This is a genomic window from Pseudomonas sp. DWP2-2 (assembly GCF_049897065.1).
In the GTDB taxonomy this organism is placed as follows: Bacteria; Pseudomonadota; Gammaproteobacteria; order Pseudomonadales; family Pseudomonadaceae; genus Aquipseudomonas; species Aquipseudomonas paracarnis.
The window spans coordinates 20,942-34,573 of the sequence record NZ_JAFCVN010000018.1; the positions used below are offsets into that span (position 1 = coordinate 20,942).

The 13,632-nt window shown below is 59.2% G+C and carries 14 protein-coding genes; 9 read left to right on the forward strand and 5 right to left on the reverse strand.

Features of this window, described 5'->3' with window-relative positions:
• Nucleotides 1–157: 157 nt before the first annotated feature.
• From ACP7CZ_RS25585 to ACP7CZ_RS25605, 5 genes are all read left to right on the forward strand, one after another.
• Entirely contained in the window at nucleotides 158–1,066 is a 909-nt protein-coding gene (locus tag ACP7CZ_RS25585) for a carbohydrate ABC transporter permease (protein ID WP_003193765.1), read from the forward strand.
• Entirely contained in the window at nucleotides 1,059–1,904 is an 846-nt protein-coding gene (locus ACP7CZ_RS25590; protein ID WP_003193763.1) for a carbohydrate ABC transporter permease, read from the forward strand. Before ACP7CZ_RS25585 ends, ACP7CZ_RS25590 begins: the two co-directional genes overlap by 8 nt.
• A 2-nt stretch (nucleotides 1,905–1,906) precedes the next feature.
• The gene (locus ACP7CZ_RS25595) at nucleotides 1,907–3,067 is read left to right on the forward strand and encodes an ABC transporter ATP-binding protein (RefSeq protein ID WP_054918234.1); all 1,161 of its coding nucleotides are present in this window, start codon (nucleotides 1,907–1,909) and stop codon (nucleotides 3,065–3,067) included.
• Nucleotides 3,068–3,152: 85 nt separating this feature from the next.
• Nucleotides 3,153–4,499, forward strand: a complete 1,347-nt coding sequence (locus ACP7CZ_RS25600; RefSeq protein WP_054918236.1) for a carbohydrate porin — start codon at nucleotides 3,153–3,155, stop codon at nucleotides 4,497–4,499.
• 98 nt (nucleotides 4,500–4,597) lie between these two features.
• On the forward strand, nucleotides 4,598–5,443 hold the full coding sequence (locus tag ACP7CZ_RS25605) for a D-hexose-6-phosphate mutarotase (RefSeq protein WP_054918237.1): 846 nt from the start codon (nucleotides 4,598–4,600) through the stop codon (nucleotides 5,441–5,443).
• Between the two features lie 188 nt (nucleotides 5,444–5,631).
• On the opposite strand, the gene ACP7CZ_RS25610 is transcribed toward ACP7CZ_RS25605, so the two are convergent.
• Nucleotides 5,632–6,492 carry a MurR/RpiR family transcriptional regulator gene (locus ACP7CZ_RS25610; RefSeq protein WP_169856377.1) on the reverse strand — a complete coding sequence of 287 codons (861 nt, stop codon included), beginning with the start codon at nucleotides 6,490–6,492 and terminating at the stop codon, nucleotides 5,632–5,634.
• 220 nt (nucleotides 6,493–6,712) lie between these two features.
• On the opposite strand from ACP7CZ_RS25610, the gene zwf reads away from it, so the two are divergent.
• From zwf to ACP7CZ_RS25625, 3 genes are read left to right on the forward strand one after another with little or no spacing between them, the layout of a single operon-like run.
• Complete coding sequence (zwf, locus tag ACP7CZ_RS25615; RefSeq protein ID WP_034128521.1) at nucleotides 6,713–8,179, forward strand: glucose-6-phosphate dehydrogenase; 1,467 nt, start codon at nucleotides 6,713–6,715, stop codon at nucleotides 8,177–8,179.
• Nucleotides 8,166–8,879, forward strand: a complete 714-nt coding sequence (gene pgl / locus ACP7CZ_RS25620; RefSeq protein WP_197901105.1) for a 6-phosphogluconolactonase — start codon at nucleotides 8,166–8,168, stop codon at nucleotides 8,877–8,879. Before zwf ends, pgl begins: the two co-directional genes overlap by 14 nt.
• A 17-nt stretch (nucleotides 8,880–8,896) precedes the next feature.
• Nucleotides 8,897–9,562 (forward strand): bifunctional 4-hydroxy-2-oxoglutarate aldolase/2-dehydro-3-deoxy-phosphogluconate aldolase, encoded by a 666-nt coding sequence (locus tag ACP7CZ_RS25625; protein ID WP_026067364.1) that lies wholly within the window; start codon nucleotides 8,897–8,899, stop codon nucleotides 9,560–9,562.
• Between the two features lie 204 nt (nucleotides 9,563–9,766).
• On the opposite strand, the gene ACP7CZ_RS25630 is transcribed toward ACP7CZ_RS25625, so the two are convergent.
• Both ACP7CZ_RS25630 and ACP7CZ_RS25635 read right to left on the reverse strand, forming a co-directional pair.
• A complete protein-coding gene (locus tag ACP7CZ_RS25630; protein ID WP_294183560.1) occupies nucleotides 9,767–10,942 on the reverse strand; it encodes an aminotransferase class V-fold PLP-dependent enzyme in 1,176 nt (391 codons plus the stop codon).
• A 10-nt stretch (nucleotides 10,943–10,952) separates the two neighbouring features.
• Nucleotides 10,953–11,189: a DUF3820 family protein gene (locus ACP7CZ_RS25635; RefSeq protein ID WP_008056784.1), complete on the reverse strand. Its 237-nt coding sequence runs from the start codon at nucleotides 11,187–11,189 to the stop codon at nucleotides 10,953–10,955.
• Between the two features lie 204 nt (nucleotides 11,190–11,393).
• On the opposite strand from ACP7CZ_RS25635, the gene ACP7CZ_RS25640 reads away from it, so the two are divergent.
• Nucleotides 11,394–11,861: a ferritin-like domain-containing protein gene (locus tag ACP7CZ_RS25640; RefSeq protein ID WP_003193748.1), complete on the forward strand. Its 468-nt coding sequence runs from the start codon at nucleotides 11,394–11,396 to the stop codon at nucleotides 11,859–11,861.
• 147 nt (nucleotides 11,862–12,008) lie between these two features.
• Here ACP7CZ_RS25640 and ACP7CZ_RS25645 read toward each other — a convergent pair whose 3' ends face one another.
• Nucleotides 12,009–12,479, reverse strand: coding sequence for a MaoC family dehydratase (locus ACP7CZ_RS25645; RefSeq protein WP_003193747.1), 471 nt, complete (start codon nucleotides 12,477–12,479; stop codon nucleotides 12,009–12,011).
• A 56-nt stretch (nucleotides 12,480–12,535) separates the two neighbouring features.
• Nucleotides 12,536–13,480 (reverse strand): alpha/beta hydrolase, encoded by a 945-nt coding sequence (locus tag ACP7CZ_RS25650; protein WP_054918239.1) that lies wholly within the window; start codon nucleotides 13,478–13,480, stop codon nucleotides 12,536–12,538.
• Between the last annotated feature and the right edge of the window lie 152 nt (nucleotides 13,481–13,632).

The window sequence follows — 13,632 nt, forward strand, 5'->3', positions numbered from 1 at the left end:
GAACCCGGCTTGCTGTGGCGAGGGAGCTTGCTCCCGCTGGGGTGCGAAGCGCCCCCAAAGACAGCGTCTGCTTCGCAGCCGAGCGGGAGCAAGCTCCCTCGCCACAAAGGCGGGTTCCTGCAGGCTGTAGTCCTTTTTCCCTGTACTGGATTTTCCCATGAGTTCTGTTGCTGTGTTCAGCAAGGCCTCGCCATTCGATGTGCTGCAGCGCTGGCTCCCTAAACTGGTGCTGGCGCCGAGCATGTTCATCGTGCTGGTGGGCTTTTATGGCTACATCCTGTGGACGTTCGTGCTGTCGTTCACCACCTCGACCTTCCTGCCCAGCTACAAATGGGCGGGCCTGGCGCAGTATCAGCGGCTGTTCGATAACGACCGCTGGTGGGTGGCGAGCAAGAACCTGGCCGTGTTCGGCGGCATGTTCATCGGCATCACCCTGGTGATCGGTGTGCTGCTGGCGATTTTCCTCGACCAGAAAATCCGCCGCGAAGGCTTTATCCGCACCATTTACCTGTACCCGATGGCGCTCTCCATGATCGTCACCGGTACCGCCTGGAAATGGCTGCTCAACCCGGGCATGGGCCTGGACAAACTCCTGCGGGACTGGGGCTGGGAAGGCTTCCGTCTCGACTGGCTGATCGACCCGGACCGCGTGGTCTACTGCCTGGTGATCGCCGCTGTGTGGCAAGCCTCGGGCTTTATCATGGCGATGTTCCTCGCCGGCCTGCGCGGTGTTGATCAGTCGATCATCCGCGCTGCGCAGATCGATGGCGCAAGCCTGCCGCGTATCTACTGGAGCGTGGTGCTGCCGAGCCTGCGCCCGGTGTTCTTCAGTGCGGTGATGATCCTGGCGCACATTGCGATCAAGAGCTTCGACCTGGTGGCGGCAATGACCGCAGGCGGCCCGGGCTACTCGTCCGACCTGCCGGCTATGTTCATGTACTCGTTCACCTTCAGTCGCGGCCAGATGGGCATGGGTTCGGCCAGTGCGATCCTGATGCTCGGTGCGATCCTCGCGATCATTGTGCCGTACCTGTATTCCGAGCTGAGGACCAAGCGCAATGACTAGTCTCGCCGCCAAACCTGCCATCAGCCTGAGCCGCATCGCGATCTACGCGGTGCTGATCCTGGCGGTTCTGCTGTACCTGGTGCCGTTGGTGGTGATGCTGCTCACCAGCTTCAAGACCCCGGAAGACATCAGCACCGGTAACCTGCTGAGCTGGCCCACCGTGGTCAGCGGTATCGGCTGGGTCAAGGCCTGGGCCACCGTGGATGGCTACTTCTGGAACTCGATCAAGATCACCGTTCCTGCTGTGCTCATCTCTACCGCCATTGGCGCCTTGAACGGCTACGTGCTGTCGTTCTGGCGCTTCCGGGGTTCGCAGCTGTTCTTCGGCCTGCTGCTGTTCGGCTGCTTCCTGCCGTTCCAGACTGTGCTGCTGCCCGCGTCGTTCACCCTCGGCAAGATGGGCCTGGCCAGCACCACCACCGGCCTGGTGTTTATCCACGTGGTCTACGGCCTGGCGTTCACCACGCTATTCTTCCGTAACTACTACGTGAGCATCCCGGATGCGCTGATCAAGGCAGCACGCCTGGACGGAGCGGGTTTTTTCACCATCTTCCGCCGGATCATCCTGCCGATGTCGACGCCGATCATCATGGTCTGCCTGATCTGGCAGTTCACCCAGATCTGGAACGACTTCCTGTTCGGTGTGGTGTTCTCCAGTGGCGACTCCCAGCCCATCACGGTGGCGCTGAACAACCTGGTCAACACCAGTACCGGGGCCAAGGAATATAACGTGGATATGGCGGCGGCGATGATCGCCGGGCTGCCGACCCTGCTGGTCTATGTGATCGCAGGCAAGTATTTCGTGCGCGGCCTCACGGCCGGCGCGGTCAAGGGGTAATCATGGCTACGCTTGAACTTCGCAATGTAAACAAGACCTATGGCGCCGGCCTGCCCGACACCTTGAAGAACATTGAACTGTCGATCAAGGAAGGCGAGTTCCTCATCCTGGTCGGCCCGTCGGGCTGTGGTAAATCCACGCTGATGAACTGCATCGCCGGCCTTGAGACCATCACCGGCGGCGCGATCATGATCGGTGATCAAGACGTGAGCGGCATGAGCCCCAAGGACCGTGACATCGCCATGGTGTTCCAGTCCTACGCGCTGTACCCGACCATGAGCGTGCGCGAGAACATCGAGTTCGGCCTCAAGATCCGCAAGATGCCGCAAGCCGACATCGACGCCGAAGTGGCGCGCGTGGCCAAGTTGCTGCAGATCGAACACCTGCTCAACCGCAAGCCGGGCCAGTTGTCCGGTGGCCAGCAACAGCGCGTGGCCATGGGCCGTGCCCTGGCGCGTAGGCCGAAGATCTACCTGTTCGACGAACCGCTGTCCAACCTCGACGCCAAGCTACGGGTCGAGATGCGTACCGAAATGAAGCTGATGCACCAGCGTCTGAAAACCACCACCGTCTACGTGACCCACGACCAGATCGAAGCGATGACCCTGGGCGACAAAGTGGCGGTGATGAAGGACGGCATCATTCAGCAATTCGGCACCCCGAAGGAAATTTACAACGACCCTGCCAACCTGTTTGTGGCAAGCTTTATCGGTTCACCACCGATGAACTTCGTTCCCATGCGTCTAAAACGACAGAACGGTGGTCTGGTCGCGCTGCTCGACAGCGGCCAGGCCCGTTGCGAGTTGCCGCTGGGCGTGAATGACGCCGGGTTGGAAGACCGCGATGTGATCCTAGGCCTGCGCCCGGAGCAGATCGTGCTGGCAGCGGGCGAGGGCAACGGCTCGTCGAGCATTCGCGCCGAAGTGCAGGTGACCGAGCCTACCGGCCCGGACACCCTGGTGTTTGTGCAGCTCAATGACACCAAGGTCTGCTGCCGTTTGGCGCCGGACGTGGCACCGCAAGTGGGCGAGACACTGACCTTGCAGTTCGACCCGGCCAAGGTATTGCTGTTTGACGCCAAGACCGGTGAGCGGTTGGGCGCAGTGGCTTCATTGCCGGCACAGGGGCATGCCGACAATGTGACCCAGTTCAAGGGGCGTTGAGCAAGATAAGTGATTGTTTTAGTTAAAAAATGTAACCCGCGTTAGATAAAAACAGTTTAATAACAATAAAGACGAGGATGTAGGGATGAAAAAGCAACACAACAACACCCGGCTGATCTGCCAACTGTCAGCGGCAGCAGCCCTTGTATTGTCCGCCAATGCGATGGCGGCCGATGCATTCAGCGCCGATTCCAAGTGGATGACCGGCGATTGGGGCGGCGAGCGTACCAAGCTGATCGAGCAAGGTATCGACATCAAGGCCGACTACGTGGGCGAGATGGGCTACAACGCCCACGGCGGCTACAACGACGACAAGACCGGTCGTTACTCCGACCAGTTCGGTCTGGGCGTGGCGCTGGACCTGCAAAAACTGTGGGGCTGGGATAACACCCAGGCCAAGATCCAGTTGACCAATCGTAATGGCCAGAACATCTCCAATGACCGCATTGGCGACCCGCGTGCCGGCACCTTGAGTTCCTCGCAAGAAGTGTATGGCCGTGGCCACATGGTGCGTCTGACCCAGTTCTGGATTCAGCACCAGATGTTCGACAACAAGCTGGACGTGAAGCTCGGTTACTTCGGTGAAGGCGAAGACTTCAACACCTTCCCTTGCGACTTCCAGAACCTGTCGTTCTGCGGCTCGCAGGTCGGTAACTACGTCAATACCTGGTACAACTGGCCGGTCGCCCAGGCCGCTATCCGCGTGAAATACAACATCACGCCTGAGCTGTATGCGCAAATCGGTGCCTACAACCAGAACCCGTCGCAGTTGGAGCACGGCAACGGCTTCAAACTCAGCGGCAGTGGTACCAAGGGCACCGTGATTCCGGTGGAATTGGTCTGGTCGCCAAAGGTTAATAACCTGCCGGGCGAATACCGTGTGGGTTTCTATAAAAGTGCGGCCGATGCTCCGGATGTACGTGAAGACGTCAACGGTAACGATGCGGTCCTCAGCGGCGCCGACTTCCGTACCCGCAGCAGCAAGAAAGGCTACTGGTTCGTTGCGCAACAGCAACTCACCACCCATAACGGCGACGCTTCCCGTGGCCTGAACATTGCAGCCAACGCGACCTTCCATGACAAGGAAACCAACCTGGTCGACAACTACCAGTCGTTGATGCTCGTGTACAAAGGCCCATTCGACGCGCGTCCAAAAGATGACGTCGGCATTGGCGTCGCTCGCCTGCATGTCAACGATGACGTGAAGAAGAACTCTCAATTGCTCAACGCCGCCAATGGTGTGAGCGACTACGACAATCCGCTGTACACGCCGATTCGTGAGACTGAATACAACGTCGAACTCAACTACGGTTTCCACGTCACCAACTGGCTGACTGTGCGTCCGAACCTGCAGTACGTTGTCCAGCCTGGCGGCGTGGATAAAGTCGACAACGCGCTGGTAGCGGGCCTGAAAATTCAGTCTACGTTCTAACGCTGTTGCGATAAGCTCCTCTCTCTGTGCGCATTTGCGGGTAGCCATGGCTATCCGCTTTTTTTTGCGTGGCACTGTGATATTCGGGACCTGGGCACATGCACGAGCAACCGCTGCAACGCTTTTTCAAATCCCTGCGCGAGCGTCCGGTGTTCGCCTGGGAGCGCTTTCAGATGCGCGATGTGTTGGTGATCGACCACCCCCTGTGCCAGGCGGTGTTCAGTCGCCAGGGCGCGCAATTGCTGCACTTTCAACCTACGGGCCAGAAGCCGTGGCTGTGGTGTGCCGCCAAATGGCCGCAAGTCGGGGCTATCCGTGGTGGCGTACCGGTGTGCTGGCCGTGGTATGGCCGCCACCCCAGCGAAAATGCCTGGCCGTCCCACGGATGGGCCCGCTTGATCGACTGGAAACTGCTCGACAGCAGCACCGATGACGACGGCGTGCGCCTGCTCTGGCAATTGCAACTGTGCGACTGGCAGGTGGACTTGCACGCGCACCTGGGTGACACCCTGGAACTGCGCCTGAGCACCGAGCATCACGACGAGCTGCCGTGCCAGTTGAGTCATGCATTGCACGCTTACTGGCGTATTGGTCACGTCGATGAGGTAGCGCTGTCTGGGCTCGAAGGAGCACAAGGTTACGACCAGCTCAATCGCCAGGTTTGCCAGCAGGAAGGTGAATTGCGGGTCGATGGCGGATGCCAGCGGGTGTTCCAGCATGAGGGCGAATTGCAGCTCAAGGACCACGCCTGGCAGCGTGAACTGTGCATCGACACCGGCGACAGCGCCGACACGGTGGTGTGGCACCCGGGGAGCCGGCCGCTGTTGGGCGTGAGCTTTAACGAAGCGTCGGGGTTTGTGTGCGTAGAGGCGGCGATGGCGGCGGCGAGCCTGGCGCCGGGGGAGAGGGCCCACTTGAGTTTACAGGCCAGGGCAGGGGTTTAGCGGTGTGGCTGATGGCGCTATCGCAGGTACTGCTGGAAGAGCTGCCTGCTAGTTGAATTCATGATCGTTCCCACGCTCCGCGTGGGAATGCAGCCTATGACGCTCCGCGTCACGACGCTAAAGGCAGACGCAGAGCGTCCAGTGAGGCATTCCCACGCGGAGCGTGGGAACGATCAGTTGACACGGATTTAGTTGAATTCATCCCCCACCGGATATCGGCTGTCATTCAAGCTCTCTTTGATTTTCCGCAAATGCGGCTGAAAATCTACGCCACGGCGCAACGTCATGCCGGTCGCCAACACATCCAGCACCGTCAATTGAATGATCCGCGAGGTCATCGGCATATAGATATCGGTATCTTCCGGCAACGGGATGTTCAGGCTCACCGTACTGGCCTTGGCCAGCGGCGAGTTTTCGGCGGTCACGCCCAGCACTGACGCACCGTTTTCCCGAGCGATACGCGCCACTTCCACCAGCTCGCGGGTACGGCCGGTGTAGGAAATGATCACGAACAACTCACCGGTGTGCGCCACCGAGGCGATCATGCGTTGCATCAGCACGTCGGCATGGGCGGTCACCGCCAGGTTGAAGCGGAAGAACTTGTGCAACGCGTCCATGGCGACGGGGGCCGAAGCGCCGAGGCCAAAGAAGTGGATTTGCCGCGCCTGGATCAACAAGTCCACGGCCTTGCTGATCAGCGCCGGGTCCAGGGCCTGGCACGCACTGTCCAAGGAGGCAATGGCGCTGCCAAAGATCTTCTGGGTGTAGGCCTCAGGGTTATCATCGGCCTCCACGGCGCGGCTGACATACGCGGCGCCACTGGCCAGGCTTTGCGCCAACTGCAATTTGAGTTCAGGGTAACCGCTGACACCGAACGAACGGCAGAAGCGGTTGACCGTCGGTTCACTGACCGAGGCGGCCTGGGCGAGGGCGGCGATCGAGAAGCGTGTGGCCTGCTGCGGGTTGAGCAGGATCACTTCAGCGACTTTGCGCTCGGCCTTGTTCAATTCTTCGAGGCGGTTCCGGATCTGTTCCAGAAGATTTCGCACGCGGTCCATTCAGTCTTTCCTTCGGGCGACGATGCAAATAAAAAGGCGGTAACCAATCGATGAGTGGCTTTTCGCGGTGGCCTATCCTACTGAGGGTAGCTGAACACCACCACTCGCAATGCGTATTTCGGGAAAATGTTGTGGTTATTACTACATTTTTCCTTGAGTGATGCCTTGAAAAAAGGTATTTGTAGCTTAACTTGATAAAAGAACAAACATCATGCCTTCGATAACCGTGGAACCCTGCACCTTTGCCCTGTTTGGCGCCTTGGGTGATCTGGCGCTGCGCAAGTTATTTCCTGCCCTTTATCAACTCGATGGCGCCGGGTTGCTGCACGACGACACACGCATCCTGGCCCTGGCCCGTGAAGCCGGCTCCGAGCAGCAACACCTGGCCCATATCGAAAAAGAATTGCGTAAATACGTCGGCAAAGAGCTCGACGAAGCCGTGGCCCAGCGTTTCCTCGCACGCCTGGCTTATGTGCATGTCGACTTCATGAAGGCCGACGACTACGTCGCCCTGGCCGAAAAAGCCGGCAGCGAGCAACGCCTGATTGCCTACTTCGCCACCCCGGCGGCGGTGTACGGCGCGATCTGCGAAAACCTGTCCAAGGTCGGCCTGGCGGAAAATACCCGCGTAGTGCTGGAAAAACCCATCGGTTCGGACCTGGAGTCGTCGCGCAAGGTCAACGACGCCGTGGCGCAGTTCTTTCCGGAAAACCGCACCTATCGCATCGACCACTACCTGGGCAAAGAGACGGTGCAGAACCTGATCGCCCTGCGTTTCGCCAACAGCCTGTTCGAAACCCAGTGGAATCAGAACTACATCTCCCACGTGGAAATCACCGTGGCCGAGCAGGTTGGCATCGAAGGCCGTTGGGGTTACTTCGACAAGGCTGGCCAGCTGCGCGACATGATCCAGAATCACTTGTTGCAACTGCTTTGCCTGATTGCCATGGACCCGCCTGCCGACCTGTCCGCCGACAGCATCCGCGACGAGAAGGTCAAGGTGCTCAAGGCCCTGGCGCCGATCAGCCCCGAGGGCCTGACCACTCAGGTAGTCCGTGGCCAGTACATCGCCGGCTACAGCGCTGGTAAAGCCGTGCCGGGTTACCTGGAAGAAGACAACTCCAATACCCAGAGCGACACCGAGACGTTCGTTGCCCTGCGTGCCGATATCCGTAACTGGCGCTGGGCCGGCGTGCCGTTCTACCTGCGTACCGGCAAGCGTATGCCGCAAAAACTGTCGCAGATCGTCATTCACTTCAAGGAACCGTCCCACTACATCTTCGCCCCGGAGCAGCGCCTGCAAATCAGCAACAAGCTGATCATCCGCCTGCAGCCGGACGAAGGTATTTCCCTGCGTGTGATGACCAAGGAGCAGGGCCTGGACAAAGGCATGCAACTGCGCAGCGGACCACTGCAATTGAATTTTTCCGACACCTATCGCAGCGCACGCATCCCCGATGCCTACGAGCGATTGTTGCTGGAAGTGATGCGCGGCAATCAGAACCTGTTTGTTCGCAAAGATGAAATCGAAGCCGCGTGGAAGTGGTGTGACCAGTTGATCGCCGGGTGGAAAAAATCCGGTGATGCGCCCAAGCCGTATGCGGCGGGGTCCTGGGGGCCGATGAGCTCCATTGCACTGATCACGCGGGATGGGAGGTCGTGGTATGGCGATATCTGAATTGAAACTGCCTCAGGGCGTCACTGCCCATGAGTACCGTACGTCTGCGCTGCTGGCCGATGGCCTGGCCAATGACGTGGCTGAGCAACTGCGCTCGGCCATCAGTGCCCGTGGCGAGGCGACGTTGGTGGTGTCCGGTGGCCGCAGCCCCGTGGCGTTTTTCCAGAACCTGGCCAAGCAGGGCCTGGACTGGTCCAAGGTCACCATCACCCTGGCCGATGAACGCTGGGTGCCGGTCGAACATGCCGACAGTAATGCTGGCCTGTTGAAGCAACACTTGCTGCAAGGTCCGGCGGCCAAGGCGAAGTTCTTGAGCCTGTACAGCCCCGCTGCCAATCTTGAAGACGCTGCCGAGCAGGCCGATCGCCTGCTGGGCGAGTTGCCAGCCATTGATGTGCTGGTGCTGGGCATGGGCGATGACGGCCACACCGCATCGCTGTTCCCCAACAGCCCTAACCTGAGCGAAGCGCTGAAGGCCGACGGTACCCGCCGTTGCTGGCCGATGCTGGCGCCCACTGTGCCGCACCAGCGCCTGACCATGAGTCGTGCGCTACTGGCCACGGCCAGCTACACCGTGCTGTCGATTTCCGGCAGTTCGAAATTGACTACCTTGAGCGCCGCCCTGGCCAGCGACGATGTTGCTGCCATGCCGATTCGCGCGTTTTTGCAACCTACTCTAGAGATTTACTGGTGCCCATGAGCCAAGGATCAGCCGCTATGAAAAGCCCTCAACCGACCGTGTCCATGGCGGATAAAGTTGCCTTGATCGACAGCCTCTGCGCCAAGGCGCGGATCCTGCCGGTGATCACCATCGCCCGCGAGCAGGACATCCTGCCGTTGGCCGACGCCCTGGCCGCTGGCGGTTTGACCGCGCTGGAAGTGACCCTGCGTTCCGAGTTCGGCCTCAAGGCCATTCAGGTCTTGCGCGAGCAACGTCCAGAACTGTGCACTGGTGCCGGTACTGTGCTCGATCGTCACATGCTCGAAGCGGCAGAAGTGGCAGGCTCGCAATTTATCGTCACCCCCGGCATTACCCGTGACTTGCTGGAAGCCTCGGTGCACAGCCCGATCCCGCTGTTGCCGGGCATCAGCAACGCCTCCGGCATCATGGAAGGCTACGGCCTGGGTTATCGCCGCTTCAAGCTGTTCCCGGCTGAAGTCAGCGGTGGTGTTGCTGCCATCAAGGCTCTCGGCGGCCCGTTCGGCGAAGTCAAATTCTGCCCGACTGGCGGTGTTGGCCCGGCCAACATCAAGAGCTACATGGCGTTGAAGAACGTGATGTGCGTGGGCGGCAGTTGGATGCTGGATCCGGAGTGGGTCAAGAACGGCGACTGGGCGCGTATCCAGGAAGTCACTGCCCAGGCGCTGGCGCTGCTGGACTGAACTGATTTATCGAATCGTTGTTGCTGTGCTTAACGGCATTTTTGCGGCGCACTTGGTCGGTGTGCCGCTTTTTTTTGCCTGTAAAAAACCTCAAGCACATCGCCGCTCTGAAGGTGGGAGCTGGCTTGCCTGCGATAGCCATTTATCAGTTAGCCCATCTTTGGCTGATACACCGTTATCGCAGGCAAGCCAGCTCCCACAGTTTTAAACGGTGTTTAGTTGGGTGATCGCATGGACTAGCGCATTGATGTCCGCCGCCGACGTCACCAGCCCCGGCGTCACCCGGATACAGGTGCCAAACGCTGCCCCCGTGCGCGTAGTGGTGAACAGGCCGTGCTCCTTGAGCAACCTGTCCACCATCGTCTGCTGATCACGCCCGATGAACTTGAAGGCTGTGATCCCGCAGTACAGTCGCGGGTCATCCGAAGTCAGCACTTCAATCCCCGGCAGCGGCCGTACCTGGTTTACCCATAGGGTGCGCAGGTAATTGACGCGTGCGCCCTTGGCCGCAGCGCCACCCAACTGTCGATGCTCTTCAAACACCAGGGGCAAGGTCATCAGCGCCGGAAAGTTCGGCGTGCTGTAGGACGTACGCGCTCGCACATCGGTGGCTGGGTAGTGAAACTCGCCCATATCCGGGTCGATATCGGCCAGGCGCTCCGGTGCGATGTACAAAAATCCCAGGGTCAGCGGCGCGCCGATCCACTTGTGCAGGTTGAAGCCGGCGAACTGAATGCCCAGTTCGGCCAGGTTGAAGTCGATCTGGCCCAAGGCGTGGGCGCCGTCGAGGATCACGTCGATTGCGCGTTCGCGCGCGGCCTTGGCAATGGCCGCAACCGGCATGACCAGGCCCGTACGGTGCGTCACATGGGTCAAGGCCATTAATCTCAGACGCGGGTACTGCACAAACGCATCGTGATAAGTCTGCACCAGGCTGTCGACACTGGCCGGGTGGGTGTGGGCCACCTCTATCACTTCCACGCCGCGAGTCGCTGCCAGCCAGCGCATGGCGCCTTTGACCGTGTCGTATTCCAGGTCGCTGATCAGCACCTGGTCGCCGGGTTGCAGGCGGTTGTAGTTGCGGATCAGTGACTGCAAGGCTTCGGTAGCGTTACGGGTGAAAGCGACCGATTCGGGGTCGACATCAATCAAGCCGGCCAACTGGCGGCGTATCTCGTTGTTTTCACCCTGTTCAAAACGCTGGCGCACATGCACAGAGTTGCTGCGGTTGATAAAGCTGATGTGCTCAAGGTACTGGGCCTGCACCGCCCGGCTCATGCGCCCGAAGTAGCCGTTTTCCAGGTTGATCGGACCGGGCTCGTATTCATAGCGCTGGGCGATGGCCTGCCAGTGCGGTTCGTTATCAGCATTCCTTGGCATGGTGAGTCTCTTAGTGACGGGGGGCAGGTTTACCGTGTTTGGCGCGCAGCGGTTCGAGCAATTCGGACAGGCCGTTGTGGTCGATTTCCTGCATCAAGGCCAGCAAACCGCCCAATTCGCCGTGGGGGAAACCTTCGCGGGCGAACCAGTTCAGGTAGGGCCCAGGCAGGTCGGCAATGATCCGGCCTTTGTATTTGCCAAAGGGCATTTGGCGGGTGATCAGCAGTTCGAGTTTTTCGGGATTCATGAGCGTCTTAAGGTTGAGGCCAGGCTTTCGAAAATACAGGCATTCTGCATGAAGGCCAAATGACAGATCATGCAAATAACCAACATACAGATGGTTCAATAATTCTTAACCTATTGAAAATAAACACAAAAATAATTTTTCTAAACCTGGCACGGGCGCTGCAATAACCAAGGCAACCTTCTAACCCGTACAAGGAATTGAAAAATGACTGATATCAACAAAGAATCGATCTCCGTACTGAACGACCTGATTGAGACCAGCATCGACGGCCAAAAGGGTTTCAAGGAATGCGCTGAAGACATCAAGCATCCAGAACTCAAGGCCCTGTTTGCAAAGCGCTCCGCTGATTGCGCGACAGCCGCCGCTGAACTGAAAACCGCTGTGCGTGCCTTGGGTGGCGATCCTGAAGATTCCGGCAGCATGGCCGGCGCCCTACACCGTGGCTGGGTAGACGTGAAGTCGATGGTCACTGGCAAGGACGAAGAGGCCGTATTGAACGAAGCCGAGCGCGGTGAAGACCACGCACTGAAGGCTTACAAGGAAGCGATCGAGAAGATCAACAAGCACAACCTGGTGGGCATTCGTGACTTGGTTGAGCGTCAGTACCACGGTGTACAGCGCAACCACGACCAGGTAAAAGCCCTGCGTAACCAGGCTCGCGCTCAGTCGTAAGACCTGAGGTAAGACCTACGCTGGACCTAGTGTGGGAGCGGGCTTGCGCGCGAAAGCGGTGGATCAGTCACTGTTGTATTGGCTGATACACCGCATTCGCGGGCGAGCCCGCTCCCACATTTTTTTATGCAAAGGCTGGAATGTAGATCAGCCGATGCTGATTGGCGGCAGCTCGGTCAGGGTCACGACTTGCTGTTTGCGCGGCGCCAGAATCTCCGCCTCGCCATCGACTACCAACTCATCACGCTGGTTGAACACCCGAGTGGCAATGCGCACGCGAAACTTCGGCAGTTTCTCGAGGATTTCCAAGCGCACGGTCAGGGTGTCGCCGATCTTCACCGGTTTCTGGAAGGTCATTTGCTGGCCGATGTAGATCGTGCCCGGCCCAGGCAGCTCGCAGGCCACTGCCGCGCTGATCAGCGCGCCGCTGAACATGCCATGGGCAATCCGCTCCTTGAACATGGTCGCCTTGGCGTATTCAGCGTCCAGGTGCACCGGGTTGTGGTCACCCGACATGGCGGCGAACAGCTGGATATCGCGCTCTTCGACGGTTTTGCTGAAGCTGGCAGTCTGGCCCACTTCAAGCGCTTCGTACGGGGTGTTGGTTACCTGGGTCATCTCAAGGTGCATCCTGTGGCTTAACGGTAATTAATCGGCTGATTTTAAAGCAAAAACTATTCGCAGCGGGTGGGCCTGCGCAACGCCAACGCCTGGTCGAGCCAGGTCAGCAGGTCGGCGGTGACTTCATCACGGTTGGTTTCGTTGAATACTTCATGGCGCGCCTGCGGGTAAAGCGTCAATTGCACGTCCTGGCAACCGGCCTCACGCAGGGCGTGGGCCAGGTGCTTGAGACGCTTGCCTTCACTCACCGGATCACGATCGCCGCCCATCACCAGGATCGGCAGGCCGGGATCAATCTGCGCCAGGTTGGAGACTTTGCTGATCTGCTGCAAGCCGCCCAACAGGTCGATCCACAGTTGATTGGTGCAACGAAAGCCACAGAGTGGGTCGTTGATGTAGTTGTCCACTTCAACCGGGTCGCGGCTGAGCCAGTCAAACGCGGTGCGATTGGGTTTGAAGGCTTTGTTGAATGAGCCGAACGACAAGAAGTCGATCAACGCACTGCGCCCTCGCATGCCTTGGCGTGCACGTTCGATGCGCGCAATGATTTGCGCTGCACGGTAGAGGGCCACCGGCTGGAAATTCGAGCCGCTGAGTATTGCGCCATGCAAGCTGGCGCTGTGATGCAGCAAGTATGCCTGGGAGATATAGCTGCCCATGCTGTGGCCCAGCAAGATGATCGGCAGCCCGGGATGCTGTTGGCCGATGTGCTGATTAAGGCTGGCCAGATCGCCCACGACTTTGTTCCAGCCATCCGTTTCAGCATATAGCCCAACGGTGCCGGCCTCGGCGGTACGGCCATGCCCACGCTGGTCCAGCGCATATACGCCATACCCTGCGCCACACAACGCTTGCGCCAGGCGCGCATAGCGACCGCCGTGCTCGGCCATGCCATGGGAAATCATCACCACGGCCCTGGGCGGGCCGTCGGGCATCCATTGGTTGACGTACAGACGGGTGTGGTCGTTCGCGGTCAGCCAGAAGGTGCTGTGGTTCATGGCGGCTTCCTTTGCTCAGGGTGGTTGCATTGTATAGCTCATCCGGCGTGGGGCGGGGTATCTGCCTACGCCTTAGGTACAAGATTCATACAATCAATGACACAGTTCAGCGTCTTGCCTGTTTGGCCATAGCTGCTAACTTCCCCAAAGCT